Origin of the sequence: Streptomyces sp. NPDC012935 (assembly GCF_042900345.1) — a bacterium.
GTDB lineage: Bacteria > Actinomycetota > Actinomycetes > Streptomycetales > Streptomycetaceae > Streptomyces.
The window spans coordinates 44,130-70,117 of sequence record NZ_JBIBBC010000029.1 but is presented as its reverse complement, the minus strand read 5'-3'; the positions used below and the strand labels follow the sequence as shown (position 1 = coordinate 70,117).

The window sequence follows — 25,988 nt, the reverse complement described above, 5'->3', positions numbered from 1 at the left end:
CCGGGGAGCCAGGGTCGCCCAGGTGATCGCCGCCGCGGGCGGTTCGGCAGGGCCGCGAGGTGCCGGTAGCGCGGGGCGGCAGCCATACGGCGGTGCCGGCGAGGAGGCCGCGGGCGACAGGCCCGACGGCAGGACTGCTTCGGCGGGCGCCGGCGCAGGGGCGGGCGCCCGGGCAGGCGCACAGGGAGGCCTGGGCGCAGCATCACCCACGCGGGATCGCCGCCTTCACCGAGCTGGCCCGCGAGCACATCCCGGCCCCCGTCGCCGACCTCGGCAGCGGCCCCGGCTACGTCACCGCCCACCTCGGCATACCGGTCTTCGGAGTCGACCTCTCGCCGCGGATGGTCGCCCTGGCCCGTAACGCGCATCCCGAACTCCGATTCCATGTCGGCTCGATGACGTCTCTCGACCTCCCGGACGGGACCCTGGGGCGGGAACCGGAAACCCGGTACGACTGCGGCGTTTCCGGCACACCCCTTCGTGAAGCGATCAACCCGAGGGGATCGCACGCCCCACCGCTCAATCCGACGAGCTGTTCGTGGGGGTTTTCCCCTTCGCCGTCCGGAGTGCGGTGCAAAGGGCTCTGCCGTCGCCGAAGAACGGCAAGAGGAAAACCACATGCGCGAGGTGCCACCAGGCCAACGGCCGGTTCAGGCCGGAGAGCCAGAGCAACGCGCCGACGCCCGCACACGACAACGGCCCGACAAGGGCCACACCGGCCATCTGGCGTGCCGTCATGGTCCCGATGGGGACGACCGACGTACGCCACGCACTACGATCGACCGCGATGTGCGTGATGGTCCGAAGGCGCTTTAGCGCGATGGCGTGGGCCGACTCGTGCAGCACGAACGACGCCACCAGACCTAGTGTTGCCGTCTTGAAAAACCCCCATGCCATTTCGGCGGGCACCTCGTCACCAGACCGTGCGAACCAGGCCAGTCCCGCGGCGAGAAGAAAGCCAAGGAATGCCAGAAGGGGCCACACCTGGGTGACTACTGCTGCGGCGACCGTACGTATTCGCAGGTCATTGCGACTGTAGACCCTCGCCCTAGCCTCTAGATATCTCCTTGATGAGGTACTCACGACGGTTCTTCAGCCCCCGGTAGATGAACTGGGTGAATATCAGGACGACGGCGAGGACGAAGAAGAGGACGATCAGCGCTGTAGGATTCGCTACGCCCGCTTCAACGCCGAGTACTCCGCCGGCCTTTTCCTGCGTCTCGAAGAACAACGACCCGAAAAGGGTCTCTCGGCGGATCTCCTTGTCACCGTCCGTTGAGAACATCAGGATGAACAGCGCGGCCACCGCGGTCACCAGCGTGAGCAGGGCGGCTACGACGACGGGCTTCACGACCGACAGTGCCTTTTTCATTTCTTCTCCTCGACTCACTTGCTTGGATTCCTTCCACCGCGTACCAGACGAATAGACCGGTAGCGCCGACCAGGCATCCCATCACTGCCCATGGCGGAAGACTGAGCATGCCCAGGCCGATCGCCGAAAGGGCGAGAATTACAGCAACAACGGAAAGACCCAGGAACACGGAGAAGGGATTGTCCTTCTCCGCCGGAAAAACGATGCTGATGCATGTGGTCAAGACCGCCCCGCCCAGGCATCCCACAAGCGCCTGTCCGCTCTCGGCGACAAGGTCGGGAGCGACGAAGCAGAGCACTCCCAGTCCGGGCACGGCGAACACAGCGAGCAGGACGACTTGCGCCTTGAGCAGGCGTCCGTAGACACGCCAGGCGGATTCGCCGGCGCCGGGCAGCATCCGCAGGGGCTGGGTGGCGGTGAACTGATAAAGGCCGCCGAGAGACAGGACCGTGAGGCCCCACAGCGGACTCACCGAGGGTCGAAGCAGCAGGTAGCCGAACAAGGCGACGGCCATCACCGCACCTGCCACGGTCTGCGAACTGCGCAGCAGACACCAGTCGTACGGACTCAGGAGGCGGTTCGGCGATCTGCTCGCCCACAGGGTCAGGTAGCGGGACTGTCGCACGTGCTGGTTCGGGGCGAGCGCGAGAGCGAAAGCCATGAGCACTGCCGTGAGGAGCACCGATGCGGTGAACGTCGGCAGTGCCCCGTACCGGTGCCAGGCCCATGAGACGGACGTGACCCACACGTGGTGGGGCCGCTTGGTGAGATAGGCAGTGCTCAGGTCCCCGAAGAACGTCTTCATCTGGACGGAGTAGACCGCGAGCAACGCGAACAGGGCCAGGACGGACAGCACGTTCGAGATGCGTCTGAGTCCCACCAGGGCCCACAACCGTGTCAGCAGCTGGTAGAGGACGCTCAGAGTCAGGTACGTCAGGGCGACAGGCAGGATCACCGATGCGGTGATGAAGGGAAGGGCGGACGGACCGAGCACCAGCAACGCGCTGACCGCGAGGGAGATGAGCCCGACGCCGGCCACAACTCCGGTCATCGCGGCCTCATACATCAAGAACGCCGCCGAGCGTTCACGGTTGGTGACCGGCAGCTGATAGCTCAGCTGGAGCATTCCCTCGGCGTTGATGAAGAGGACTTTCACGAGAAGGAATGCGATCTGCACCCACAGGACGAGGGAGACCGTCGAGGTGTCGAACAACAGGCGCCAGACAGCGCTGTCTCGACCCACCGGCCTGAGGAACAGGTAGGCGGAGACGCACATGACACCCAGGAGCAGGACGGCCGCCGAGACCGCGAACACCCGCACGGAAGCCGAACGCAGAACCCCAACTCTGAGCACCCTGCGTCTGAAGAAGACGAGGAGCATGCGGGCCAGGACGGCTGAATGCCGCAGCCTCACGCTCACCGCTCATCCGATCCGAGGTAGTCGAAGACCATGGCTGCCACCGAGCCGTGCTCGGCGATCAGGTCTCGCGTGGGCAGGTCGTACACCACCTGCCCCAGGTCGAGGAACACGATCCGGTCGGCCAGTCGTTCCAGGACGGCGAAGTCATGCGTGCACAGCAGGATGGAGCGGCCCTCGTCGCGGACGTGCCTGAACTCCCTCTCACTGAGGTGGAGCGCTTCGAGATCGATCCCGTTGAGGGTCTCGTCGATCACCGTCAGGGGACGGCGCATGAGCAGCGCGGAGACGAGCTGGGTCTTCTTGCGCATGCCGTGCGAATAGTCCTCGATGAGGTGGTCGTACCGCCCCTCCATCGAGAACTTGCGGAACAGGTCGTGAGCCTCGGCATCGTCCGGTTCGACGCCGAACAACGTCCCCATCAGGGCGATGTATTCACGGGCTGTGAGGAATTCCGGCAGATAGTCGTTGCTGGACAGATACATGCCCAGGGACTTCGCCTTCGCGGAGGTGTGCTCGTGTCCTCCGATACAGAGGGAACCCGACTGGAGATGCACGAGATCGAAGATGTTCCTGATCAACGTGGACTTGCCGGACCCGTTGGGGCCGACGAGACCGACGATCGTGCCTTCCTCGACCGACAGGGAAACGTTGGCGAGAACGTTCACTGTGCCGTCGTAGGAATAGCTTAGATTCTTTACATCCAGCAGGGTCATTCTGCCTTGCTCTTTCACTGAGTCTGCCCAACGGGAGTGCCCAGGCAACCTTGAGCGTTCATGGATAGAGGCTGACTGGGCACTACCGGGAGAGATGCCAGCCGACTAAATGACAGCAGGCGCTACACGCATTCGAAGTGAACCTTCAGGCCGAAGTTCTTGAATTCCCAGCGGCCGGAGAAGGACTTGTTCTGCTTGACCACGCACCAGACGGCCAGGCCGGCAGCGACGGTGGCACCGAGGGCGAGAATTACCGCGACGACGACCAGGAACCAGGCATCGTAACGGACAAGTGCCTTGTCGAGCTTCGACTGGGCGGATTCGACGGCGCGCGAGGTGATCTGCTGTGCGTAAACAGCGGTATGCGGTGCCAGATCGGTTACGGGCATGTACCTCATCCTTTCGGTTTGATTACACAGGAGAGGTTTTCATCGCCGCGCTGGCACGACCAGTGTCCGAAAGGACACTCTTGGCGAGCGAAGTTCGCGTTTCCTTAGCGCTGCTATGACGGCCGCTTCCGCACGCGACGCGATGTCGAGCTTGACGAAAATACTGGCGACATGTTTCTTGGCCGTGCGCTCCGTTATATGGCACCGACGGGCTATGTCCGCGTTCGTAAGGCACTCGCCCAAGGCGACGAGCACGACGCACTCACGCGGTGTCAGGCGTGTGAGATCTGGGTCGCGCACCCACCGAGGCGCGTCGGCCAGTCCGCAGCAGCCCTCTTCACTTACGTGCTGGGCGCGTCTATCTGATGGCAGGCTCAATGTGGCTCCCCCGTGCCTGTTCACGCTTCGGCGAGCTGGTCAGACCGCCGATAAACGTCGCCCCCCTGGGCGAATATGCCCCGGCCGCTCTGGTCAGAGGCTCCGGGGATGAACCGGGTGAGCGTACCAACCATGATCGTCCGCATCAATTGGTTAGTACTCAGACGCTATGGCTGAGTAGCTTGCCCTGGCGCGTGGAGCGGCCCGGCCTTTCGCTCCCTCGACTGCGGCGCCTGGCAGCACTGGGCGGCCCGTTGACCGGGAACGCCCGGCAACATGCTGGCGAACCCCCGGACTCCCACACTGCACGCCTCGTAGGGTGCGTCCGTGACCGACTCGCAACCGGAGTTCCTCCGATCCACCCGGGCCTCGTACGACGCGATAGCCCCCGCCTATACGGACCGCTTCCCCGACTGGCTGGCCGACAGCCATCCCATGGACCGATCCCTGATCACCGCCTTCACCGAGCTGGCCCGCGAGCACATCCCGGCCCCCGTCGCCGACCTCGGCAGCGGCCCCGGCTACGTCACCGCCCACCTCGACGACCTCGGCGTACCGGTCTTCGGAGTCGATCTCTCGCCGCGGATGGTCGCCCTGGCCCGTAGCGCGCATCCCGAACTCCGGTTCCATGTCGGCTCGATGACGTCTCTCGACCTCCCCGCCGAGACGCTGGGCGGGATCATCGCGCTGTACTCGGTCATCCACATCCCGACCGAGCACCTCGCCGCCACGTTCGCCGAGTTCCACCGCGTTCTGGTCCCCGGCGGCCACGTACTCCTCGGGTTCCAGTCCGGCCGAGCCGACGACGAGGAGCACCTCCACCTCGCCGAACGCTTCGGCCACGAGATCTCGCTCGACTACTACTGGCGCACCCCGGAGGCGGTCGCCGCCCACCTGGCCAAGGCGGGCCTCCCGGTCCAGGCCCGCGTGCTGCGCGAACCGGTCGAGGGGGAGAAACGCCCACGTGCGTTCGTCCTGGCCCGCAAGCAGCCGTGACCTGACCTACGTGGCCAGTTCGCACCACACGTACTTGCCCCGGTTGCCGTGCCGGGACAGCGGCTGCCACCCCCACAGGTCGGCGCAGGCCCGGACGAGGACGAGACCGCGCCCGTCCTCCAGCTCCGTCGGCTGGTCCAACGACCCTGGCGGTTCGGGCGGTTCGGGATCGGCGTCCCACGCCCCGATCCGCAGCACGCCCGCCGACCAGCGGACCCGTAGGGCGGCAGGCCCCTTCGTGTGCCGTACGGCGTTGGAGACCAGCTCCGTCGCGAGGTCATCGGGGCCACGACCGCGACCACGCCGTACGCCCGGCGAGGCCGGTGACCCCCCAGCTCGGCGACGTCGACGTGGTTGATCAGGCCGTGCATGGTGAGGATCAGGCGGAGGGTGCGGCGGGAGACCGTGACGGCTCGGACGTCGTTCGGGATGTAGAGGGAGCACTCCCAGGGCTCGGACTCGGGCTCGGTTTCGGGCATGCGTCAGCTCCGGTTCGGTGGTGGGGGGTTGCGGTCGGCGGGCGGTGGCAGTGCCGCAGCCGTCGTGGCAGGACGGAGTGGTGCGCTTCCGGGGTCCCGGGTTCCGCAGAGTGTGCGTCGCGTCACTGACAGTAGGGGTCACTATTTAGATCCCGCAAGCGGATCACGTAACCTGACCTTCGAACGAGTCGCGCTTCAAGGCGTGTTGGGAGGAACGCCCGTGGCGAAGAGAACCGAACCGACGGCACGTCAGATGCGTCTGGCCGTCGAGTTGCGCAGGCTCCGTGACGCGGCAGGGCTCACATCACGGGAGGCGGCAGAACTGCTCGGGGTGAGTGCTCCTCAGATCAGCCAGATCGAGACCGGCCTCGCAGGGGTGAGTGAGAAGCGACTGCGCCGCCTGGCCGCCAACTACTCCTGTGCAGACGATGAGTTGACCAACGCCCTGGTAGCCATGGCGACCGACCGCACGCGGGGTTGGTGGGAGGAGTACCGCGGGCTGCTGCCCACACCGTTCCTCGATCTCGCCGAGTTGGAACACCACGCCACGTTCCTACGGGAGGCCCAGTTCCTGTACATCCCCGGCTTGCTCCAAACCAAGGACTACACACAGGCCGTCTTCGCCTACAGAATCCCGAATCTGCCGGAAGAGGAGCTTGAGTTGCGCGTCCGGCACCGGATGCAACGCAAGGTGATCCTCGACGGCACACCGTACGAAGCTCTCATCCACGAGGCGGCGCTGCGCATCATGGTCGGCGACCGTGCAGCCTCGCGGGCCCAGCTGGCGGGAGTCCTCGAAATCTCCGAAGCGGAACACGTCACCGTGCGGGTCATCCCCTTCGCCCTGGAGGGGTTCGCAGGCGCTGCGAGCGCCATGATGCACGCAGGCGGCGCCGTACCCCAGCTGGACACCGTCGTGCGTGACGCCCCCAACGGCGCGGCCTACATCGATTCAGAAGCCCAACTCAGCACCCTTCGAACGCTTTTCCGTAAGCTGGAAGCCGCGTCGCTCAACCCCGACAAGTCACGAGACTTGATCAACCGCGTGGCGAAGGAACTGTGATGTCCACTTCTGACAGCTGGCGGAAGTCGTCTTACTCAAGTTTTGGCGACGGCGACTCCTGCGTAGAGATCGCGAACTCCCGCACCCGCATAGCCATACGCGACTCCAAGGACCCGAATGTCGGCACCCTCACCTTCCCGACCGACGCCTTCACCCCGTTCATCGAAGCGCTGAAGGCGCCGTCAGCCGAGTGATCACACCGCCGTGACCGCCGACAACCGGTGCACATCCCGCGCCGTCCCCGTAACCCCCGACAAGAACCCCTGCGCCCGCGGCGACGCGTTCTCCGTCAGCCACGCCGGGTCGATGTCGCACACCGCCACGCGGACCTCGGTCCCCGACAGCGCCAGCGGCAGGGTGTGGACGACCGTCGACGGGAAGCTCAGGATCGTACGGCCGATGGGACCGCGGCGGGCGATCAGCTCCAGGGGCAGGTCCGGCCGTACGACCTCCAGGCCCGTCTCCACCGCCAGGCGGTGCAGCTTCTCCGCGCTCTCGCGACGGTGGGCGAAGTAGCGCGTGGCACCGTGGGCCTTGGCCAGGGAGCGGACGGCTTCGAGGTAGCGGTCGCCGTCCACGACGCCCGTCTCGACCAACGACGTGCCGACCATGTCCGCACCCTTGGTGATGCGGGGCGGCCCGAAGCGGTCGCGGGTCCAGGCGAAGGCGTTGGCGGTGACCGTCACGCCGGCCAGAGTCTCCTCCATCGGCATGGAGGAGAAGATCTCGACCTTGCGGCCCTCGCTCGGTGTGAGGCGCTTGCGGGCGGCGGAGGACACCGGCGCGAAGACCAGGTCGCGCGGGCCGGGGCGGCCGCCCTTGCGGTGCCAGCGGACCAGGCGCTCGCCGCGGGCGAGTTGGGCGACGAACTCCATGGTCGCCGTGCCGTCGTCGACGACGACGATGTCACGGGCCTTGGTGATGGTCAGCAGGAGCTGCACGTAACGGGAGAAGGGGTCGCCCAGGACGATCCGGTCGGCACGGCGGAGCAGGCCCGCCAGGCCGCCGATCGTCTGGAAGGGGGCCGCGGGGCCGCCCCGCGCCTCCTCCCAGCGGACGGCGTGCCCGTCCTCGCGCGCCAGTTCGGCCATGCGGCGCAGCTGGCCGCGGGTCATGGGGTCGTTCGGGGACAGGACGACGAGGGTGAGTCCCGTGCCGACGGCATGCCGGCGGGCGTGCGCCCACTCCAGCACATTAAGGAGCTGTACCGGGCTCTCGACGAAGGCGAGAGTGTGGGGGCCGGTGTTCCCGGCGCGGGGGCTCATCGACGTACGACCGTCCCGTCGTAAGGCGCTCATGCGGCGCTCGTATTCAGCTCGTGCAGCTCGCGCTGCTCGTGTTCGGGGAGCTCGAAGGGCGCCGAGCCCGAGCGCCCTTGCTCGGGGCACTCGGACATCGGCGCACGTTCGAACTCTGGGCGTTTCGGGTCAGACCGAAACCGGCTCGCCCGCCGCCGCGGCGATCTCCGCCTCGGCGACCACACCGGCGACGCGGCGCAGCTTCTTCATCGGGCCGAGCTCGGAGTCGTAGACCTTCTTGACGCCGTCACCGAGGGAGGCCTCGATGGTGCGGATGTCGCGGACGAGGCGCACCAGACCCTGCGGCTCGACCGAGGCGGCCTGGTCCGAACCCCACATCGCGCGGTCCAGGGTGATGTGACGCTCGACGAAGGTCGCCCCGAGCGCGACCGCGGCGAGGGTGGTCTGCAGGCCCGTCTCGTGGCCGGAGTAGCCGATCGGGACGTTCGGGAACTCCTTCTCCAGCGTGTTGATCACACGGAGGTTCAGCTCCTCGGCCTTCGCCGGGTACGTCGAGGTGGCGTGGCACATGAGGATGTTGTCCGAGCCGAGGACCTCGACCGCGTGGCGGATCTGCTTCGGCGACGACATGCCGGTGGAGAGGATGACGGCGCGGCCGGTGGCGCGCAGCGCCTTCAGCAGCTCGTCGTCCGTGAGGGACGCGGAAGCGACCTTGTGGGCCGGGATGTCGAACTTCTCGAGGAAGGCGACGGCCTCGGTGTCCCACGGGGAGGCGAACCAGTCGATGTTCTTGGACTTGCAGTACTCGTCGATCTGGCGGTACTCGTCCTCACCGAACTCCACACGGTGGCGGTAGTCGATGTAGGTCATCCGGCCCCAGGGGGTGTCGCGCTCGATGTCCCACTGGTCGCGCGGGGTGCAGATCTCCGGCGTGCGCTTCTGGAACTTCACGGCGTCACAGCCGGCCTCGGCGGCCACGTCGATGAGCTTGAAGGCGTTCTCCAGCTCACCGTTGTGGTTGATGCCGATCTCGCCGCAGATGTAGACGGGCTTGCCCGGGCCGACTTCACGCGAACCGAAGTTGCGCAGGCGGGAGTAGGTGCTCATGGCAGAGATGTCCTTACTTGGTGAGGGAATCGAGAGAGGGGCCGAGGATCCAGCTGGCGATCTCTCGGATTGCGCCGTCGCCACCGGGGGTGGTGGTGACCGCGCGTGCGGCGCCGCGCACGACGTCGTGGGCGCTCGCGACCGCCACGGGCCAGCCCACGAGGGCGAAGCACGGGAGGTCGTTGACGTCGTTGCCGACGTAGAGCACGCGCTCAGGCGCGATGCCCTGCTCCTCGCACCACTGCTTGAGTGCGAGGTCCTTCCGGTCGATGCCGTGCAGCACGGGAATCTGCAGCTTCCGTGCGCGGGCGGCGACGACCGGGTTCTGCTCCGTGGAGAGGATGAGCATCTTGAGCCCGCTCTTGCGCAGGGCCCCGATGCCGAGGCCGTCTCCGCGGTGCACGGAGACGAACTCCTTTCCATCGGCATCGATCAGCACCCTGTCGTCTGTCTGGGTGCCGTCGAAGTCCAGTACGACCGCGTCGATGTCGTCGGCGGTCGGGAGTGCGCCGGGCCGGTCCGCGTCGAACAGCGGGGCCAACGCGCGGGCGCGGGCCAGGTCGTGGGGATCGTCGATCTCCAGGACCCGGGCGGGGTCGGTGCGCACGAGTTCGGTGCGGCCGAAGAAGCGGTGCTTGTGCTCGCGGAAGCCGGCGGCGTCCATCGCGTAGGCGGCGCCGGTCTCCAGGAAGTCCTGGGGGCGGTCCTGGCGGCGCGGGCGGAAGGACTTGTCGTGGTTGACGCCGTAGCCGCCGCCGCTGGTGGTGGTGCGGGTGGTGACGGTGTCGGTGCCGCCCTCGGCCGCCTCGCGCTCGGCGCGCAGAGCGGCCGGCTCGTCGTCGCCGTGGCGCCACACGAAGCCGTGGAAGGGCGCGACGGTCAGGGCCGTGTCGGCGCCGTTGGCGACGATCGCCTTGACGACGCCGTCGAGGTCCTCGCGGATGATGAACGGGCTGGTGCACTGCACGAGCAGGACCACGTCCACCGGCGAGCCGTGCAGCGCCTCGTGGGCGTCCATGGCGTGCAGGACGGCCGCCTCGGAGGTGGCGGTGTCGCCGGCGATGGCGGCGGGGCGCAGCACGACCTCGGCGCCGGCCTGGCGGGCGGCGGCCGCGATGCCCTGGTCGTCGGTGGAGACGACGACGTCCGTGACGAGCCGCGAGGCCCGGCACTCACGCACGGCACGCGACACCAGCGGTACGCCGCCGACGGGCATGAGGTTCTTCGCGGGCACGCCCTTGGAGCCGCCGCGCGCGGGGATCACGGCGAGCACCCTGGGCACCGAGGTGCCTTGACCTGCTTCCGGGTTGGACATGGGCTCCACTCCTTGGGCTCCTTGCAAAGGCTTCGGGGCGCGTCCCGGCACCCCGGTCGGGTCGCTCACAGCTCCCCCATCCGCCGGATGACAGGCGCCACGCGCTGCACGCCGTGCCGGTAGGCGCCGCGCGCCGCCCGGCGCACGATCTGCCGGACGGGGCCGGGCTCGCTGTCGTGGGCGGGGGCGCCGGGCAGCGGGCTGCCGTCCGGGCCGAGGTGGTGGCGGGCGAGGATGCCGGGCAGATAGCCGGGCGCGGTGGCCGGCGTGTAGTACGGCGTGAGGGCGGGCAGGCCGCCCGGACGCTCCAGCAGCTTGGCGATGCGCTCGCGGGCCGCGTCGAAGGCGGTGGCGTACGAGCCGTCGGCGCAGACGCCCTGCCGGGAGACCCATTCCTCGTCGGGCGTCGGGCTGTGCCCGTCGTCCAGCTGGTCCCAGGAGGCGAGGCAGCCGGAGCCCACGAAGTGGTGGTTGCCGAGCACCTCGCGCACACCGAGGTCGCTGAGGACGACGGTGGGGATACGGCGGTGCAGCGACTCCAGCGCCGCCGTGGAGCTGATCGTGACGAGCAGGTCGGTGCGGTCGAGGACCTCGCCCATGTTCCCGTACACCAGTTTGAAGTTGGCCGGCGGGTCGAGCCGCTGGACCAGCTTCTGGTACGGCAACTCCTCGATGTGCGTGGTGTGCTCGCCCGGCTTGGAGCGCAGCTTGAGCAGCACCTCGCGCTCGGGGTGCTTGCGGGCGTGCTGGATGAGCCGGTTCAGCAGGTACGTACGGTCCTTGCGGCTGTCCGGCACGGAGGGCTGGGCGGCGAAGACGACCGTGTAGGGGTCATGCTCGCCGGGGTAGGGCTCACCGCCGAGGAACGGCAGGGCGACCTCGGTCACCGCCGAGGAGTCGGCGCCGACCCCGTCGTACACCGCGCAAAAACGCTCGGCGTCCTGCCGGGAGTTGGCGAGGACGAGGTCCGCGCCGTGCCGCAGCAGCAGGCCGTCGGCGAGCTTCTCGTAGACGACACCGACGTAGCCGGTGACGACCACGGGCCGCTGGGGCTGCCCTTCCCAGACCCGCTTGAGGCCGTGCAGCATGGCCTGTACGCCCCCGCCGACGAGGGCGAGGACCAGGACGTCGTACGACTCCTGCGCCATGGTGCGCAGGAACTCCACGGCGCTCACCTCACGGAGGGAGTCGGCGTGGACGCCCACCTCCTGGAGCTGGCGGGCGGTGGGGGTGGCCCGGCCACGCAGGAGGAATCCGTCCAGACGGATGTCCGAATCCTCCGGGGAGATACGGTTCGCGGTGAGCGCGCCCCATTTCCACCGGGTATCGGAATCCGCGAGGACGGCAACTCGTCGGGTCTTCGTCGCACTTGCTGGCACATCGAAGACGCTAGGAAGCCTTTTCGAGGTTCTGCCCAACCAGAATGCAACAGACGGTTAACAGCACATCGACGAACGGCGAATCGAGCCGGGAACGGGCAGTAAAAAAGCCCGGTTCACGGCTTCGCCACACGTCGTTCACCTCGATTCAAGGCGATCGTCAAGACGAATGACGGGCTTCGTCCTAACGTCCATTGCGTGGTCAAGCTCTCCGTCATCGTGCCGTTCTACAACGTGCAGCAATACGCGCCCGACACCCTCAGGAGCCTGCGTGCGAACGCACGTGAGGACTTCGAATTCATTCTCGTCGACGACTGTTCGCGCGACGGGACGCCAGAGATCCTCGCGCGCGCGGAACGCGAGTTGCCAGGCGCGGTACATGTCAGACACGAGAAGAACGGGGGACTGGCGACCGCGCGCAACACCGGCATCGACCGAGCGCGCGGCGAGTACCTGACGTTCCTGGACGGCGACGACTGGCTCGCCCCCGGCTACTACCCCCGGCTGGTCGCCGCGATCGAGGAGTTGGGCTGCGACTTCCTGCGCACCGACCACGTCCAGTGCACGGCACGGGCGCGCGCCGTGCACCGGGTGCCGCACGGGCGCCGGAACGTCGTGATGAATCCGCGCGAGGCGATCCTGCCCGCCGACCGTTCCACCTCCGTCGACTACGCGTACGCCTGGGCGGGGATCTACCACCGCCGGCTGGTCGACAAGGGGGTGCTGCACTTCACCGACGGGCTCCGCACCGCCGAGGACCGGCCGTGGATCTGGAAGCTGCACCGGGAGGCGGATTCCTTCGCCGCGGTGAGCCTGCTCGGCGTCTTCTACCGGCGTGGCGTCGCCTCGTCGCTCACCCAGATCGGCGATGTGCGCCAACTCGATTTCATTCGCGCGTTCGACCAGGTCATCGAGGAAACCGCGCAGGACCCGGAGGCGGACAAACTCCTGCCGAAGGCCGTGCGTACATATTGCGCCATCATTTCCCATCATCTGGGATCCATCGAAAGGTTCGAGCCCGCGGTGGCGAAAAAGCTGAAATCCATGAGTGCCGCGGCCCTGCGGCGCATGCCGCAGAACGTCCTGGACGAGGCGCTGGACTCCATGGACATCCAGCGCGCCACGCGGCTGCGCCGGCTGCGTCGCCGTCCCGCCCCTGCGGGGGTCGCCGCGTGACCACCCAGATCTTCCAGGCGTCGACCCTGTACGGCGTGGCCACCCTCGCCACCGCCCTGGACTCCGGCTGCTTCCGCCCCGCCGACCGGCGCATCCTGCTGGTCTGCAACAACGCCGCCACGCCCGAGACGACGCCCGGCCTCGACGAGATGCCGGGCTTCGAGCGGCTGCGTGAGCGCTTCGACGACGTGCTGTCGTACAACGAGACGATCTTCCCCTTCCACCCCGGTGGCTGGTCGCCGCGGCAGGACGACCTGCCGCTGTGGGAGAGGTTCCTGCGCCACGAGTGGCAACTCGGCGACGACGACGTCGAGCTGGCGGTCGAGTCGATCCAGGTCAACCCTTCCCTGGGCATCGCACAGATCTTCACCGGCGCACCAGTCACCGTCTACGCCGACGGCCTGATGAGTTACGGCCCCACCCGCAACAAGATCGACCCGCTGGTCGGCACCCGGGTGGACCGGGTGCTGCACCTCGACCTGGTGCCCGGTCTGAAGCCGCTGCTGCTCACCGAGTTCGGTGTGCCGGCGGAGATCGTGCCGACGCCGGCCATCACCAAGGTGCTGGCCGAACTCGTCTCCTCCGGCGACACGCTGCCGGAGATCGAGGAGCCCGCGCTGCTGCTGGGCCAGTACCTCTCCGCGCTCGGCATCCTCAGCGACGACGAGGAGGAGGCCTTGCATGTGCGGATGCTGAAGGGCGCGGCCGGACTGGGCCACGACAAGGTGGTGTTCAAGCCGCACCCCTCGGCTCCGGCCCGCTTCACCCGCAGCCTGGAGAAGGAGGCGGAGAAGCTCGGCGTCGAGCTCACGGTGCTCGACACGCCGGTCCTCGCCGAGGTGCTGTACCAGCGGATGCGGCCCGCGCTGGTCGTGGGCTGCTTCTCCACCGCGCTGCTCACCGCGTCCGCGCTGTACGGCCTTCCGGTCGCGCAGGTGGGCACCGAACTGCTGCTGGAGCGGCTGACGCCGTACGAGAACAGCAACCGTGTGCCGGTCACGATCGTGCACGCGCTGCTTCCGGAACTGGGCGACCGCAGCGCGGTCACCGAGCAGCGCCGGAGCATGGACGTGGATGCGCTGGGGTCTTTGGTGCGTGCGGTGGGCTTCGCGATGCAGCCGAAGATCCTGCCGGGGCTGCGCGAGGAGACCGAGCGGTACCTGGCGAAGAACCTGAGCGAGCGGACGCTCCGCTACTTCAAGCGCAAGCGCCTGACGTCCCTGGCCCTGCCCGGCGGCCTTCCGGCCCAGCTGTCCTTCATCCCCCGCAACGCCACGGTCCGCCGCGTGGCTCGCAAGGCCCGCAACCTGCGGCGGGCGGTACGCGGCTAGCGCCTGGCCGACGGGGGGCCGACGGAGAGCTGACGGGGGATTGTCGGCGGGGGGTGAGCGGGGCACGGGGGGTGCCCCGGCCCCGGTTCTGGCGAGATGGGCCCTCCCGCGCGACGGCGCGCACTCGGCGTCGGTGCGGGCTGCGCACCGGCCGGGCAGGGTGAGGTGGTGGGGTGTCGGGCTGATGCCGAGGGCCGGGGAGCTCGGTGCCCGGGCAGAGGCAGGCTGATGCCGAGGGCCGGGGGGAGCTCGGTGCCCGGGCAGGGCGTGCTGCTTCCCTCCGCTCCGGCCCGCCGCCCTGGGGTCCCTGCGGCAGCGGTCTGCCGCGGCCGCCGTCGGCGCGCGGCTCTCCAGCAGCGCGGGTCTCAGCAACCGGGTCTCAGCAACCCGTCCCCGACGGCGTCTGTCGAGGAAGCGCTCGCACCTGCCCGCAGGGCCCGCTTCGCGCTCCTCTTCGAGCAGTTGTTCAACTCCCCACTCCGCCCCCAACACGGCACCCCTACGTCGCCGAAACGACACTCCGTCTATGCGGCGTTTTCACAACCGAAGGGCGTCGCGAGGGTGGGGCCGGTGGGGCCGGAGTTGGAAGCGACGCATAGGTGAACTCGCGCGGACGGCGGGGCGAATCTTGCGCCGCTCGCCGAAGTGGGCGCTTGGATTCGGACTAGTGTGCTGTGGTCCGGCTGAATCCCAGCGAGGGGAATCCTGTGATCGACACGCCCGAGGACACCAAAGTGACCTCCACGGGCACCGTGGTACGCACCGTCCTCCCACCGGTCGCCTCGTCCCGCCCACCCAAGCCGGACAAGCCCCGCGAGCCCCGGTTGCGCGCACTGGACGGACTGCGCCTGGTCGCCGCGCTGATGGTGGCGGCGTACCACTACGGAGGCCGTGGCGGCGAGGTCACCGACGCCTGGGGAAGCTCGCCCCAACAGCAGTTCCCCACGCTGCACGGCTACTTCGCGTACGGCTGCCTGGGCGTCCAGGTGTTCTTCGTGATCAGCGGGTTCGTGATCTGTATGAGCGGCTGGGGCAGACCGCTGAAGTCGTTCTTCGCGTCCCGCGCCGCCCGGCTGCTGCCGGCCTACTGGGCGGCCATCATCATCGTGACGCTCGTCTTCGCGCTGCCGGTCGTCACGTACAAGGCGGTGTCCCCCAGTGACGCGCTGGTGAACCTGACGATGCTTCAGCAGCCGCTGGGTGTCGACCGGGTGCTCGGTGTGTGCTGGACCCTGTGGGCGGAGATCCGCTTCTACGCCCTGTTCGCGCTGTGTGTCGTACTGCCCGGCGCGACTCGCCGCCGCGTGATCCTGTTCTGCGCCGTCTGGACCCTCGCCGCAGTCATCACAGAGGGCGCGCAGGAGCCGCTCCTCGACATCGTCCTGATGCCCGAGTACGCCCCGTACTTCATCGGCGGCGTCGGCCTGTACCTGGTGCACCGCGACCGCAAGGACGCGTACGCCTGGGGCATCGTGATCGTGAGCTGGCTGATCGGCCAGCACTACGCGGTGTCGCGGCTGTGGCACGCCCCCGACGTGGACGCCTTCTCCTACCGCAGCTCCTTCGGCATCATGCTGGTGGTCACCCTGGGCTACGTCGCCGTGGCCGCGATCGCGCTGGGCTGGCTGCACTGGGCCAACTGGCGCTGGCTGACGGTCGCGGGCGCCCTGACGTACCCCTTCTACCTCGTGCACGAGCACCTGGGCTGGGTCGCCATCAAGGCACTCCACCAGGGGCTGAACATCCCGTCGTACGCCACCGTCCTGCTGACCGTCGGCGCGATGCTGCTGCTCGCCCGGCTGCTCAACCGGTACGTGGAGGACTGGGCCACTCCGCTGATTCGTCGCAAGCTGGCCACGATTAACAGGAAGAATTAAGGAAGCGGTAAGACACCTGGTCAGCGGGGATGTGCGCACGCACATCCCCGCTTCGCGTCTCCTACGCGTCATCTGCCGTTCAACTACCGCCCCTGGGATGCGGAGGGCAATGCGCGAGAGAAAGGTGTCACCGTGCGAGACCCTCGGATGACGGCGATCAGCAAAGGACTGAAGCGTCGGGGCAGGCTGATGATGCAGGCCGTGAGCCCGCCGCGCGGGAACCTCAACGCCGTCCCCTCGCCCCGCAGCGCCGATGACGCCGACGCCGGCTACACCGCCCCGCCCGCGCCGCGCCTGGTTCGGTCGCCGGTCTTCGTCCTGTCCTCGGTGCGTTCCGGCTCCACGCTGCTTCGAGTGCTGCTGAACAGCCACAGCCGTATCCGGGCCCCGCACGAGATGCATCTGCGCACCCTGCACGTGCACCTGTCCCGCGAGTTCACCGCGGCCGCCATGCGGGAGCTGGAGCTCGACAAGGACGAGCTGGAGCACCTGCTGTGGGACCGGGTGCTGCACCTGGAGCTCACCCGCAGCGGCAAGGACGTCATCGTCGACAAGACCCCGCCGAACACCCTCATCTGGCCCCGGCTGCACCGATGTTGGCCCCACGCCCGCCACATCCTCCTGCTGCGGCACCCGGCCGCCGTGATCGCGTCCCTGACCAGCCGCCGGGCCGACCCCGACCACGAGGCCATCCGCGCCGAGGTCCTCGGCTACAGCGAGAAGCTGGAGGAGGCGCGTCAGAACCTCGACGGCCACGTGATCCGGTACGAGGAGCTGACCGCCGAGCCCGAGCGGGTCACCCGCGACATCTGCGCCTACCTCGGCCTGCCGTGGGAGCCCGGCATGCTCGACTACGGCGCACAGGACCACGGCACCCTCCGCCCCCAGCTCGGCGACTGGTCCAGCACCCTGAAGTCCGGCCGCATCCAGCCCGCCCGCACCGCACACCCGGACGTGGAGCTTCCGGAGCGGCTGGCAGAATTGGCGCGCGCGTGGGGGTATCCGGACTGAAAACCGCTGGTCCGGCGCCCTGCCCGGGGCAGCCTGCCACGGCCCGTCGATCCGGTACACCGCGCGGAAACCGATGAGCCCCCCGTTGACCATGCGATGTTGTCCTGGCGTTCATCGCACAGCTGGTTTGGCGTATTCGCACGGGGCAGACACCGGAGTACCCCGTCCGACTCGCAGGATCACAACGGAGTGCTCGCGCCTATGGCAGCCACACAGTCCACGCCCGCCGTCCGACGCCCTCGCACCCTCGACGACGTCCCCGGCTGGTTTCCCCCGCTCGACCAGGTGCTCTTCGACTGGCTCCTCGACCGGCAGCAGTCCGCGGGGATGCGCGGCGACCTGCTGGAGATCGGGGTGTTCATGGGCAAGAGCGCGATCTTCACCGGCCAACGCCTCCAGCCGGGTGAGCGCTACACGGTGTGCGACCTCTTCGAGGGCGACGCACCGGACGACGCCAACAAGGCGGAGTCGGCGAAGTCGTACAGCGCGCTGACCCGGCAGGCCTTCGAGGAGAACTACCTCTCCTTCCACGACGAGCTGCCGCGCGTCCTGCAGGGCCCCAGCTCGATCGTGCCCGACGAGGTCCCGGCGGGCTCGTGCCGGTTCGTCCACGTGGACGGCTCGCACCTGTACGAGCACGTGTACGGCGACATCGGCGCGGCCCACGACCTCCTGCTGCCCGACGGGGTGGTCGTCCTGGACGACTTCCGTTCCGAGCACACGCCGGGAGTGGCGATAGCCACTTGGGAGGCCGTGATCAACCGTGGCCTGCACCCGATCTGCCTGAGCACACAGAAGCTGTACGCGACCTGGAGCGACCCCGAGCCGGTCCAGGAGGAGCTGCTGGCGATGGTGCGGGCGCGCAAGGACTGCCACCTCAGCGTCCAGCAGGCGGCCGGGCACCGCATCATCCGACTCAAGGCCAAGGGCACGCAGGCCCCGCCGTTCCCGCCGTCCCGGCACGCGGACAGCATCCCCGTGGAGCCCGCCGCACCCGCCGCGGCTGCCGCCTCCGCGGCTCGCCCCGCGCGGCCGAAGGCACCCCGCAGCCGCGCCCGCAGGCTCGCCGCGGATGTGCTGCCGCCGGTCGTCACCCGTGCGATCCGCAACGCCCGACGCCGGGCGAGGTGATCCGCCGCCCCGTTCAGCCGACCCCGTACCGCGCCTCGATACCGGCGATCACCACCGCCAGTCCCTCCTCGAAGTGCCGGTCGTAGTCGGTGAAGATCTCCGCGCCCGCCTGAGCCGACAAGGGAAAGTCGGCCATCAGGCGGGCGCGCTGCTCTATGTCGTACCCCTCACGGCGCCCACCCGCGACCGGCTCGACGCCCTGTTCCTCAGTTACGAAGCCGAGGGTGTAGAAGTACGTCGTCGAGGTCGCGCGGACCGCGTCGGCGAGGGCGAAGCCGGCGGCTGTGAACAGGCGCAGGTTGTCCTCCATCTGCTCGGCGTGCTCGATGCCGGTGAAGCGTGAGCCGCTGAACACCTTGGCCCCGTCGCGGTAGCCGAGCAGCGCCGCGCGCAGCCCGCGGTTGGACCTCAGGAGCCGCTCCCGCCAGCCCTCGTCCGGGTCGAGGGGCGTCGCGGCGACCATCCGCCGGTACATCTCGGTCGCCATCTCGTCGAGCAGCGCCTGTTTGTCCTTGAAGTGCCAGTACAGAGCGGGCGCCTTGACGTCCAGCTCCTTGGCGATGGCACGCAGGGTCAGGCCGTCGAGGCCCACCTCGTTCAGGAGCTTGAGCGCGGTGTCCGCGACGCGTGTGCGATCGAGGGGCGCTCGGCGTTCCGTATTCACGCTTGACAGCTTAACGCCGTTAAGGGCACGCTCGTAACCGAAGGAACTTAACAACGTTAAGGAGACGGTGCTCGTGAACGCGCATGCGGATGTACCGGTGGACACGGATGTACTGATCGTCGGCGCGGGCCCCACCGGCCTCGCCCTCGGCATCGATCTCGCCCGGCGCGGCGTGGACGCGCTGGTCGTGGAGCGGGCCGAGCGGCTCTTTCCCGGGTCGCGCGGCAAGGGGATCCAGCCGCGCACGATGGAGGTCTTCGACGACCTGGGCGTCCTCGAGGCCATCCACGCGGCGGGCGGCAGCTATCCGGTCGGGATGATCTGGCAGGACGGCCGGCGGGTCGGCGAGCACCAGATGTTCGACCCGGCGGAGGTCACGGAGGACTCGCCGTACACCGAGCCGTGGATGGTTCCGCAGTGGCGGACGCAGGAGATTCTCTTCGCGCGGCTGGCGGAGCTGGGTGGACAGGTCGCCTTCGACCGGGAGGTCGTCGGGATCGCGCAGGACGAGCACGGCGTGACGGCTCGCTTCGCGTCCGGCGAGAGCGTGCGCGCGCGGTACGTCGTCGCCGCCGACGGCGGCCGGTCGGCCGTACGGCGGGCCCTCGGTATCGGCATGACCGGGGAGACCGTCGATCCGAGCCCGACGCTGGTGGCGGACGTCAGGATCACGGGCCTGGACCGGGACAACTGGCACATCTTCCCGCCGCACGGGGAGGGCCAGGACTTCCTCGCGATCTGTCCGCTCGCGGGCACGGAGGAGTTCCAGGTAGCGGCCCGGTTCCCCGAAGGGGCGTCGGTGGACGTCTCGGCGGACGGCGTGCGCAAGGCGGTCGCCGCGCGTTCCCACCTCGCGCCGGAAGACGTGACAGAGGTCCGCTGGGCCTCGGACTTCCGGCCGCGCGCGGCGCTGGCGGACCGGTTCCGGGACGGGCGGGTGTTCCTCGCGGGGGACGCCGCGCACATCCATTCGCCGGCGGGCGGGCAGGGCCTCAACACCAGCGTCCAGGACGCCTACAACCTGGGCTGGAAACTGGGCGCGGTGCTGCGGGACGGGGCCGGCGCGGCGCTCCTCGACACCTACGAGGAGGAACGGCGTCCCATCGCCGCGGACATGCTCGGCCTGTCGACGAGCGTGCACCGCGGCCAGGTGCGCCGCGGCGAGGCGACCCGCCAGCTCGGGCTGGGCTACCGGGAGTCGTCGCTGACCCGGGAGACACGGCCGGCTCCGGGTCCGGTGCGGGCGGGCGACCGCGCTCCGGACGGGACGCTGGGTGGCGTGCGGCTGTTCGACGCGTTCCGGGGGCCGCACTGGACGCTCGTCGCCGTGGGCGCGCAGGCACCTCAACTGCCGGAAGCGGTACGGGTGGTCGGCGGCCAGGAGCAGGCGTCGTACGGGAAGGGCCTGCTCCTGGTCCGGCCGGACGGGTACGTGGGGTGGGCCGGCGAGACGGCCGACGACCTGTCTGCCTACCTGGCGGGCGTCGGCATCCGATCGGCTACCGACGAGTGATCAGCTGCCGGCGAGCGAGAGCTTCACCGCGAACCCGAGGAACAACGCCCCCGCCGCCGAAGTGGCTCCGGCCGACAGCCGCTTGCGCCTGCGGAACGCCGCCGCCAGCTTCGTGCCGCCGAATATCAGCGCACTGAGGTACAGGAAGCTCGCGAGCTGCGCGAAGGCTCCGAGCACGACGAACGACAGCGCGGGGTAGGCGTACGCCGGATCGACGAACTGCACGAAGAAGGCGACGAAGAAGAGGATCGCCTTGGGGTTGAGGAGGCTGACGACGAAGGCCCGCCGGAAGGGCCGCTCCTCGGCGGCCGGGACCGGGCTCTCCTCCACGGCCGCCGCGCGCCGGTGCCGCCACATCCCCCAGGCCGCCCGCATCATCCCGATCGCCAGCCAGGTCAGATACCCGGCCCCCGCGTACTTCACGATCCCGAACAACACGGCGTTCGTCTGCAGCAGGGAGGCGACCCCGGCGGCGGACAGGGTCATCAACACGGTGTCCCCGCACCAGACACCGGCCGCGGCGGTGTACCCGGGACGGACGCCCCGGCGCGCGGCGACGGACAGCACGTACAGCGAGTTGGGACCGGGCAGCAGGACGATCAGGATCAGGCCCGCGAGGTAGGTGGGGAGGTCGATGACACCGAACATGGAAAGGAGTGTGGCACGGGGGTACGACAATCCGATCCCGGATTTCATCGGGCGAGACGGCGCGGATCAGAAGGCGTCGCTCGGGACGTACCTCCCCCAGACCTCCCGCAGCGCGTTGCACACCTCCCCCACCGTCGCCCGGGCCCGCAGCGCGTCCTTCATCGGGTACAGGACGTTGTCCTCCCCCGCGGCGGCCTTCTTCAGCGCGGCCAGGGCCGAGTCCACCGCGTCCCGGTCGCGCGTGGCGCGCAGCTTCGCGAGGCGCTCCGCCTGCCGGGCCTCGATCGCCGGGTCGACGCGGAGGGGCTCGTACGGCTCCTCCTCGTCGAGCCGGAAGCGGTTGACGCCGACGACGACCCGCTCGCCGGAGTCCGTCTCCTGGGCGATCCGGTAGGCGCTGCGCTCGATCTCGCCCTTCTGGAAGCCGTGCTCGATGGCCGCCACCGCGCCGCCGAGGTCCTCGACGCGCTGCATCAGCTCCACCGCGGCCGCCTCGACGTCGTCGGTCATCCTCTCCACGGCGTACGAGCCCGCGAAGGGGTCCACGGTCGCCGTCACGTCCGTCTCGTACGCCAGCACCTGCTGGGTGCGCAGCGCGAGGCGGGCGCTCTTGTCCGTGGGCAGCGCGATCGCCTCGTCGAAGGAGTTGGTGTGCAGGGACTGGGTGCCGCCGAGGACGGCCGCGAGGCCCTGCACCGCCACGCGCACCAGGTTCACCTCCGGCTGCTGGGCCGTCAGCTGGACGCCGGCCGTCTGCGTGTGGAAGCGCAGCATCAGGGACTTGGGGTTCCGTGCACCGAACTCGTCCCGCATCACCCGGGCCCAGATCCTGCGCGCCGCACGGAACTTGGCGACCTCCTCCAGAATCGTCGTACGGGCCACGAAGAAGAAGGACAGACGGGGCGCGAAGTCGTCCACGTCCATGCCCGCCGCCACCGCCGTGCGGACGTACTCGATGCCGTCGGCGAGCGTGAAGGCGATCTCCTGCACGGGGGACGCGCCCGCCTCGGCCATGTGGTAGCCGGAGATCGAGATCGTGTTCCAGCGCGGGATCTCGGCCTGGCAGTACCGGAAGATGTCGGCGATCAGCCGGAGCGAGGGCTTCGGCGGGAAGATGTACGTCCCACGGGCGATGTACTCCTTCAGCACGTCGTTCTGGATCGTGCCGGTGAGACGGTCCGCCGGGACCCCCTGCTCCTCCGCCACCAGCTGGTACAGCAGAAGCAGCAGCGCGGCCGGCGCGTTGATCGTCATCGACGTCGACACCTTGTCGAGCGGGATCCCGCCGAACAGCACCCGCATGTCGTCGACCGAGTCGATGGCGACTCCCACCTTGCCGACCTCGCCGTGCGCGATCGGCGCGTCGGAGTCGTGGCCCATCTGGGTGGGCAGGTCGAAGGCGACCGACAGGCCGGTCGTGCCGTGGGCGATCAGCTGCCGGTAGCGGGCGTTGGACTCCGCCGCCGTACCGAAGCCGGCGTACTGGCGCATCGTCCACGGGCGGCCCGTGTACATCGTGGGGTACACGCCGCGGGTGAAGGGGTACGAGCCCGGCTCCCCCAGCTTCTCGGCAGGGTCCCAGCCGCTGAGCGCGTCCGGCCCGTAGACCGGCTCGATGGGCGCTCCGGACTCAGACTCACGCGCCATGGTGTGCCTCCGAGGGTGCCTAGGTTGTCGCCCGCCACCGCGGACCGTGTCCTTCACCTCTGTGTCCAACCATGCCGCGTAGTTCGCAACCGGTCACGTGCGGGGAGCATCTCAGGTGACACCAGGGCGGTCGGGCGGTCGGGGCGGCCGCGGTGAGACGACGGGGGCCGGGATGCGTACCAGGGGTATGGGGCGGACACGGGGCATGGGCTTGGGGAGAGCGACCGCCGCACTGGCCTGCGGTGCCGCGCTGAGCGTGCTGTGCGGCTGCACCGTGCAGGCCTCCGGCGAGGAGGAGCGGCGCTCGCCCGTGCACATAGAGCTCCCGAGCGGCACGCCGTCCCCGAAGTCGGCGCCGCCCGACGACAAGCCGAGCGCGAAGCCCACGCCGGCGGCGCCACCCGCCGTGCTGTGGTCGCGGGGCGACGAGGGCCGTGACATCCGGGAGCTCCAGGCCCGTCTGCGTCAGATCGCCTGGCTCTTCGACGGGCCGACCGGGACCTACGACGATCTGACGGAGCAGGCGGTCAGGGGCTTCCAGGGCAAGCGGGGGCTGCCGAGGACGGGGAAGACCGACGAGGTCACCTGGCAGCGGCTGCTGCGGATGACCCGCGAGCCCGGCAAGTGGGACCTGTACCTGATGGGCGGCCAGCCGGCCGACGCACCGGACGCGCGGTGCCTGACCGGCCGGGTGCTGTGCATCAGCAAGTCGAGTCGGACGCTGCGCTGGATGATCGACGGGCGGTCGGTCCTGACGGTGCCGGTGCGGTTCGGGTCGCAGTACACACCCACCCGAGAAGGTGTGTTCAGCGTCTACTGGAAGTCACGGCACCATGTGTCGACGCTCTATGACTCGCCGATGCCGTACGCGATGTTCTTCAGCGGCGGCCAGGCGGTGCACTACTCGTCCGACTTCGCGGCCACGGGTTACGCAGGTGCCTCGCACGGCTGCGTCAACGTCCGGGACGAGCGGGCGATCGGGGAGATGTTCGCGCAGGTGAGGACCGGCGACAAGGTCGTCGTCCACTGGTGAGGCGCGGGGAGTGGGTGTGGGGCGCGGGCGGGACCGGGGGAACGTGTCCCGCCCGCGCCGATGCACGAGCCGTAGGTACGGGGGGAACCCCGGCTCTGTGCGACGGCCGATGACCAGTCGGCTCACTCACATCAGCGCCATGGCGGCCGAAAGTGTCACTCCTGCGGCGAAGAATTTTCAACCAATCACAAAACTGCAGGTCAGCGACCTGTTACGGAAGTGAGGACGCCGTCCGGCAGGAGGTCCGCCGCGCGCGCCACCACGGTGGACGGGGCTGCTGCCACGGCGCCCCTCGTGCGGTCGCCGTCGCGGACACGGCCGCGGTCACCGCGGTGGTCACGTTCACGGTCACGGTCCTCGTCGCCGTGCCGGCCGTCCCAGCCGTCGCCCCGCGAATCGGCGCGGTCGCCCTCGTCGTCGTCGCTGTCCCGGTCTCGGTTCCTGTCCCGTTCCCCGTCTCGGTCCCGGTCGCGGTCCGTGTCCTTGCCGCCGCCCGACTTGCCCCAGGTGCCGTCGCTGACGGCCTTGAGGACGCCCTTGCAGTACTTCCGCACGCGTTCGGAGCCCCCCGCCGCGCTCTCCAGGGCACGGCGGCGGTCCTTGGACAGTTCCTTGCCGTCGTGCAGGTCACGGCAGTACGCGGTGGCGACCTTCCACCAGCCGCGGGCGGCCTTGTCCCGGTCGGGGGCCGATCCGCGGTCCGGGGCGGGACCGCCGGGTTCGGCGCCCTCGGTCGCCCCTGGATCGGTGGGTGCCTGCGAGTCGTCGTCGGGCGTGGGCCCGCCCCGCACGCCGCCCTCCGGCGAGGGCGAGAGAAGCGGGCGCTCGGGTGGTACCGGTGCCGAGACCGTGGCGGCCGGGCGGCCTCCTTCGTCCCCGACGAACGGCGATGTCAGGACTCCGGTTCCCGCCGCGACCGCGACCCCGCCGACCATGCCGACGGCCAGCGCGGCGGCGAGACCGAGCCGTACGGGACGTGCCCAGCGGGGTCGGCGGACACCGTTGTCGGCGCCACCGATACGGACGAGGCCGACGTCGCCGAACCCGGCTTCGGGGTCGGCGCAGCCCTCGGAAGCACCGGATGCGGGGCCGTGGACGACGTTCGCGGACCCGGTGAGCCGACCCGCGCGCGCCGCGCGGAACGCCGCCAGCGCTGCGGCCTCTCCAGGGAGTTCCGCGCTGCTCAGCGGGGGTTCGGCGGTCAGCGCCTCAAGCGTCTTGGCGAGGCGTTCGGCCTGGTCGCGGTCGACCGGTTCGACAGCTTCGAGTGACTCTCCGCGCAGCAAACGCTCCGCCGTTTCGCGGTCCAGCCACCTGTACTGCTCGTCGGCCATCACACATCCTTCTGCGTCCGCGAACGCATATGCGTCACACTCGCAGACGTCACCGCACGGTCGCGGGTTCCTCGCTGCGGAGGCAGAGCGTCGAGCACCCCGGTCGATTCCGGATCGTCGCCGAGCAGCTCGGCGAGCCGCTTCAGACCCCGGTGTGCGGCGGTTCGTACGGCGCCCGGACGCTTGCCCAGCGTCTGAGCGGCAGTCTTGGCGTCGAGCCCCACGACCACGCGCAGGACGACAGCCTCTGCCTGGTCCTGCGGCAGGCGGGCGATGAGGGAGAGGGTGCCGTCGGTGGCCAGGGCCTCCATGGCCTCCCCCGCCGTGTCGGACTCGGCGGCCTTCCCAGTCAGCTCCGTCTCGTCACCGCCGATCGCGGGGCGACGGCCGCGCATGCGTATGTGGTCCAGCGCACGGTTGCGGGCTATCCGGGCGGCCCAGCCGCGGAAGCGGTCCGCGTCCCCGCTGAACCGCTCCAGGTCACGCGCTATCTGCAACCACGCCTCTGAGGCGACATCCTCGGCGTCCGGGTCGCCGACCAGCGTCCGTACGTACCCGAGCAGCCGCGGGTGCACAGTGCGGTACACAGTCCGGAACGCGCTCTCGTCCCCGTCCTGTGCCGCAAGCACCGCGGCGGTCAGCTCCGCGTCGTCCCCCAGCACTGCGCCCCTTTTGCGCCTAAGCCGGTGCCGCTGTCGCGGACCGGTTCTCGCCGTCGTGGTTCCTCAGTTGATGGTTGCGGTTCTGGAACCG

25 protein-coding genes and 2 pseudogenes are annotated in these 25,988 nt (G+C 69.3%); 11 read left to right on the top strand and 16 right to left on the bottom strand.

The window, feature by feature from the left end; genetic code table 11:
- Positions 1-215: 215 nt before the first annotated feature.
- A pseudogene (locus ACFY5C_RS39515) lies at positions 216-431 on the top strand (class I SAM-dependent methyltransferase); the annotation flags it as partial.
- A gap of 88 nt (positions 432-519) precedes the next feature.
- Here the strand turns inward: ACFY5C_RS39515 and ACFY5C_RS39510 are convergent.
- The 6 genes from ACFY5C_RS39510 to ACFY5C_RS39485 all read right to left on the bottom strand — a co-directional run bounded on the left by ACFY5C_RS39510 (position 520) and on the right by ACFY5C_RS39485 (position 4,194).
- Entirely contained in the window at positions 520-984 is a 465-nt protein-coding gene (locus tag ACFY5C_RS39510) for a hypothetical protein (protein ID WP_389454714.1), read from the bottom strand.
- Between the two features lie 64 nt (positions 985-1,048).
- Complete coding sequence (locus ACFY5C_RS39505; protein WP_389454680.1) at positions 1,049-1,306, bottom strand: hypothetical protein; 258 nt, start codon at positions 1,304-1,306, stop codon at positions 1,049-1,051.
- Positions 1,266-2,753, bottom strand: coding sequence for a hypothetical protein (locus ACFY5C_RS39500; RefSeq protein WP_389454677.1), 1,488 nt, complete (start codon positions 2,751-2,753; stop codon positions 1,266-1,268). Before ACFY5C_RS39500 ends, ACFY5C_RS39505 begins: the two co-directional genes overlap by 41 nt.
- A 35-nt stretch (positions 2,754-2,788) precedes the next feature.
- Positions 2,789-3,457 (bottom strand): ATP-binding cassette domain-containing protein, encoded by a 669-nt coding sequence (locus tag ACFY5C_RS39495; RefSeq protein ID WP_389454674.1) that lies wholly within the window; start codon positions 3,455-3,457, stop codon positions 2,789-2,791.
- A 170-nt stretch (positions 3,458-3,627) separates the two neighbouring features.
- Positions 3,628-3,894 (bottom strand): hypothetical protein, encoded by a 267-nt coding sequence (locus tag ACFY5C_RS39490; protein ID WP_389454671.1) that lies wholly within the window; start codon positions 3,892-3,894, stop codon positions 3,628-3,630.
- A gap of 39 nt (positions 3,895-3,933) precedes the next feature.
- The gene (locus ACFY5C_RS39485) at positions 3,934-4,194 is read right to left on the bottom strand and encodes a helix-turn-helix transcriptional regulator (protein WP_389454668.1); all 261 of its coding nucleotides are present in this window, start codon (positions 4,192-4,194) and stop codon (positions 3,934-3,936) included.
- A 405-nt stretch (positions 4,195-4,599) separates the two neighbouring features.
- On the opposite strand from ACFY5C_RS39485, the gene ACFY5C_RS39480 reads away from it, so the two are divergent.
- Positions 4,600-5,268 carry a class I SAM-dependent DNA methyltransferase gene (locus ACFY5C_RS39480; protein WP_389454665.1) on the top strand — a complete coding sequence of 223 codons (669 nt, stop codon included), beginning with the start codon at positions 4,600-4,602 and terminating at the stop codon, positions 5,266-5,268.
- Between the two features lie 6 nt (positions 5,269-5,274).
- Here the strand turns inward: ACFY5C_RS39480 and ACFY5C_RS39475 are convergent.
- Positions 5,275-5,747: pseudogene (locus ACFY5C_RS39475) on the bottom strand (ATP-binding protein).
- 253 nt (positions 5,748-6,000) lie between these two features.
- Between ACFY5C_RS39475 and ACFY5C_RS39470 the strand changes: the two are divergent.
- Together ACFY5C_RS39470 and ACFY5C_RS39465 are read left to right on the top strand one after the other, a co-directional pair.
- Positions 6,001-6,810 (top strand): helix-turn-helix domain-containing protein, encoded by an 810-nt coding sequence (locus ACFY5C_RS39470; protein WP_389454662.1) that lies wholly within the window; start codon positions 6,001-6,003, stop codon positions 6,808-6,810.
- Complete coding sequence (locus ACFY5C_RS39465; protein ID WP_389454659.1) at positions 6,810-7,004, top strand: DUF397 domain-containing protein; 195 nt, start codon at positions 6,810-6,812, stop codon at positions 7,002-7,004. Before ACFY5C_RS39470 ends, ACFY5C_RS39465 begins: the two co-directional genes overlap by 1 nt.
- On the opposite strand, the gene ACFY5C_RS39460 is transcribed toward ACFY5C_RS39465, so the two are convergent.
- From ACFY5C_RS39460 to ACFY5C_RS39445, 4 genes are all read right to left on the bottom strand, one after another.
- On the bottom strand, positions 7,005-8,075 hold the full coding sequence (locus ACFY5C_RS39460) for a hypothetical protein (protein ID WP_389454710.1): 1,071 nt from the start codon (positions 8,073-8,075) through the stop codon (positions 7,005-7,007).
- Between the two features lie 162 nt (positions 8,076-8,237).
- Complete coding sequence (locus ACFY5C_RS39455) at positions 8,238-9,176, bottom strand: N-acetylneuraminate synthase family protein (protein WP_389454656.1); 939 nt, start codon at positions 9,174-9,176, stop codon at positions 8,238-8,240.
- 13 nt (positions 9,177-9,189) lie between these two features.
- A complete protein-coding gene (locus ACFY5C_RS39450; protein ID WP_389454654.1) occupies positions 9,190-10,491 on the bottom strand; it encodes a cytidylyltransferase domain-containing protein in 1,302 nt (433 codons plus the stop codon).
- A 65-nt stretch (positions 10,492-10,556) separates the two neighbouring features.
- The gene (locus tag ACFY5C_RS39445; protein ID WP_389454652.1) at positions 10,557-11,870 is read right to left on the bottom strand and encodes a DUF6716 putative glycosyltransferase; all 1,314 of its coding nucleotides are present in this window, start codon (positions 11,868-11,870) and stop codon (positions 10,557-10,559) included.
- A gap of 198 nt (positions 11,871-12,068) precedes the next feature.
- Here ACFY5C_RS39445 and ACFY5C_RS39440 point away from each other — a divergent pair, with 198 nt between their 5' ends.
- The 5 genes from ACFY5C_RS39440 to ACFY5C_RS39420 all read left to right on the top strand — a co-directional run bounded on the left by ACFY5C_RS39440 (position 12,069) and on the right by ACFY5C_RS39420 (position 18,396).
- Positions 12,069-13,046, top strand: a complete 978-nt coding sequence (locus ACFY5C_RS39440; protein WP_389454650.1) for a glycosyltransferase family 2 protein — start codon at positions 12,069-12,071, stop codon at positions 13,044-13,046.
- Positions 13,043-14,377: a polysialyltransferase family glycosyltransferase gene (locus ACFY5C_RS39435; protein ID WP_389454647.1), complete on the top strand. Its 1,335-nt coding sequence runs from the start codon at positions 13,043-13,045 to the stop codon at positions 14,375-14,377. Before ACFY5C_RS39440 ends, ACFY5C_RS39435 begins: the two co-directional genes overlap by 4 nt.
- A 707-nt stretch (positions 14,378-15,084) precedes the next feature.
- Complete coding sequence (locus tag ACFY5C_RS39430; protein ID WP_389454644.1) at positions 15,085-16,254, top strand: acyltransferase family protein; 1,170 nt, start codon at positions 15,085-15,087, stop codon at positions 16,252-16,254.
- Positions 16,255-16,401: 147 nt separating this feature from the next.
- Positions 16,402-17,265 carry a sulfotransferase family protein gene (locus ACFY5C_RS39425; protein ID WP_389454708.1) on the top strand — a complete coding sequence of 288 codons (864 nt, stop codon included), beginning with the start codon at positions 16,402-16,404 and terminating at the stop codon, positions 17,263-17,265.
- A 201-nt stretch (positions 17,266-17,466) separates the two neighbouring features.
- On the top strand, positions 17,467-18,396 hold the full coding sequence (locus tag ACFY5C_RS39420) for a class I SAM-dependent methyltransferase (protein WP_389454641.1): 930 nt from the start codon (positions 17,467-17,469) through the stop codon (positions 18,394-18,396).
- A 13-nt stretch (positions 18,397-18,409) separates the two neighbouring features.
- On the opposite strand, the gene ACFY5C_RS39415 is transcribed toward ACFY5C_RS39420, so the two are convergent.
- Positions 18,410-19,060, bottom strand: coding sequence for a TetR/AcrR family transcriptional regulator (locus ACFY5C_RS39415; RefSeq protein WP_389454638.1), 651 nt, complete (start codon positions 19,058-19,060; stop codon positions 18,410-18,412).
- A gap of 97 nt (positions 19,061-19,157) precedes the next feature.
- On the opposite strand from ACFY5C_RS39415, the gene ACFY5C_RS39410 reads away from it, so the two are divergent.
- Positions 19,158-20,573, top strand: a complete 1,416-nt coding sequence (locus tag ACFY5C_RS39410) for an FAD-dependent oxidoreductase (protein WP_389454706.1) — start codon at positions 19,158-19,160, stop codon at positions 20,571-20,573.
- Here the strand turns inward: ACFY5C_RS39410 and leuE are convergent, their stop codons facing one another.
- Together leuE and ACFY5C_RS39400 are read right to left on the bottom strand one after the other, a co-directional pair.
- A complete protein-coding gene (leuE, locus tag ACFY5C_RS39405) occupies positions 20,574-21,221 on the bottom strand; it encodes a leucine efflux protein LeuE (protein ID WP_389454635.1) in 648 nt (215 codons plus the stop codon).
- Between the two features lie 66 nt (positions 21,222-21,287).
- The gene (locus ACFY5C_RS39400; RefSeq protein ID WP_389454632.1) at positions 21,288-22,868 is read right to left on the bottom strand and encodes a methylmalonyl-CoA mutase; all 1,581 of its coding nucleotides are present in this window, start codon (positions 22,866-22,868) and stop codon (positions 21,288-21,290) included.
- 205 nt (positions 22,869-23,073) lie between these two features.
- Here ACFY5C_RS39400 and ACFY5C_RS39395 point away from each other — a divergent pair, with 205 nt between their 5' ends.
- Positions 23,074-23,901, top strand: a complete 828-nt coding sequence (locus ACFY5C_RS39395) for a L,D-transpeptidase family protein (protein ID WP_389454629.1) — start codon at positions 23,074-23,076, stop codon at positions 23,899-23,901.
- Positions 23,902-24,101: 200 nt separating this feature from the next.
- Here ACFY5C_RS39395 and ACFY5C_RS39390 read toward each other — a convergent pair whose 3' ends face one another.
- Complete coding sequence (locus ACFY5C_RS39390; RefSeq protein ID WP_389454627.1) at positions 24,102-25,235, bottom strand: hypothetical protein; 1,134 nt, start codon at positions 25,233-25,235, stop codon at positions 24,102-24,104.
- A complete protein-coding gene (locus ACFY5C_RS39385; RefSeq protein ID WP_389454625.1) occupies positions 25,235-25,897 on the bottom strand; it encodes an RNA polymerase sigma factor in 663 nt (220 codons plus the stop codon). The genes ACFY5C_RS39390 and ACFY5C_RS39385 overlap by 1 nt, the downstream gene beginning before the upstream one ends.
- Positions 25,898-25,988: the final 91 nt, after the last annotated feature.

What these genes read in the sequence shown, in the direction of transcription:
- ACFY5C_RS39490 (WP_389454671.1), bottom strand. Translation starts at nt 3,894, where the DNA reads ATGCCCGTAACCGATCTGGCACCGCATACCGCTGTTTACGCACAGCAG.
- ACFY5C_RS39500 (WP_389454677.1), bottom strand. Translation starts at nt 2,753, where the DNA reads ATGCTCCTCGTCTTCTTCAGACGCAGGGTGCTCAGAGTTGGGGTTCTG.
- ACFY5C_RS39455 (WP_389454656.1), bottom strand. Translation starts at nt 9,176, where the DNA reads ATGAGCACCTACTCCCGCCTGCGCAACTTCGGTTCGCGTGAAGTCGGC.
- ACFY5C_RS39400 (WP_389454632.1), bottom strand. Translation starts at nt 22,868, where the DNA reads ATGGCGCGTGAGTCTGAGTCCGGAGCGCCCATCGAGCCGGTCTACGGG.
- ACFY5C_RS39420 (WP_389454641.1), top strand. Translation starts at nt 17,467, where the DNA reads ATGGCAGCCACACAGTCCACGCCCGCCGTCCGACGCCCTCGCACCCTC.
- ACFY5C_RS39390 (WP_389454627.1), bottom strand. Translation starts at nt 25,235, where the DNA reads ATGGCCGACGAGCAGTACAGGTGGCTGGACCGCGAAACGGCGGAGCGT.
- ACFY5C_RS39425 (WP_389454708.1), top strand. Translation starts at nt 16,402, where the DNA reads ATGACGGCGATCAGCAAAGGACTGAAGCGTCGGGGCAGGCTGATGATG.
- ACFY5C_RS39395 (WP_389454629.1), top strand. Translation starts at nt 23,074, where the DNA reads ATGGGCTTGGGGAGAGCGACCGCCGCACTGGCCTGCGGTGCCGCGCTG.
- ACFY5C_RS39465 (WP_389454659.1), top strand. Translation starts at nt 6,810, where the DNA reads ATGTCCACTTCTGACAGCTGGCGGAAGTCGTCTTACTCAAGTTTTGGC.
- leuE (WP_389454635.1), bottom strand. Translation starts at nt 21,221, where the DNA reads ATGTTCGGTGTCATCGACCTCCCCACCTACCTCGCGGGCCTGATCCTG.
- ACFY5C_RS39470 (WP_389454662.1), top strand. Translation starts at nt 6,001, where the DNA reads ATGCGTCTGGCCGTCGAGTTGCGCAGGCTCCGTGACGCGGCAGGGCTC.
- ACFY5C_RS39450 (WP_389454654.1), bottom strand. Translation starts at nt 10,491, where the DNA reads ATGTCCAACCCGGAAGCAGGTCAAGGCACCTCGGTGCCCAGGGTGCTC.
- ACFY5C_RS39460 (WP_389454710.1), bottom strand. Translation starts at nt 8,075, where the DNA reads ATGAGCCCCCGCGCCGGGAACACCGGCCCCCACACTCTCGCCTTCGTC.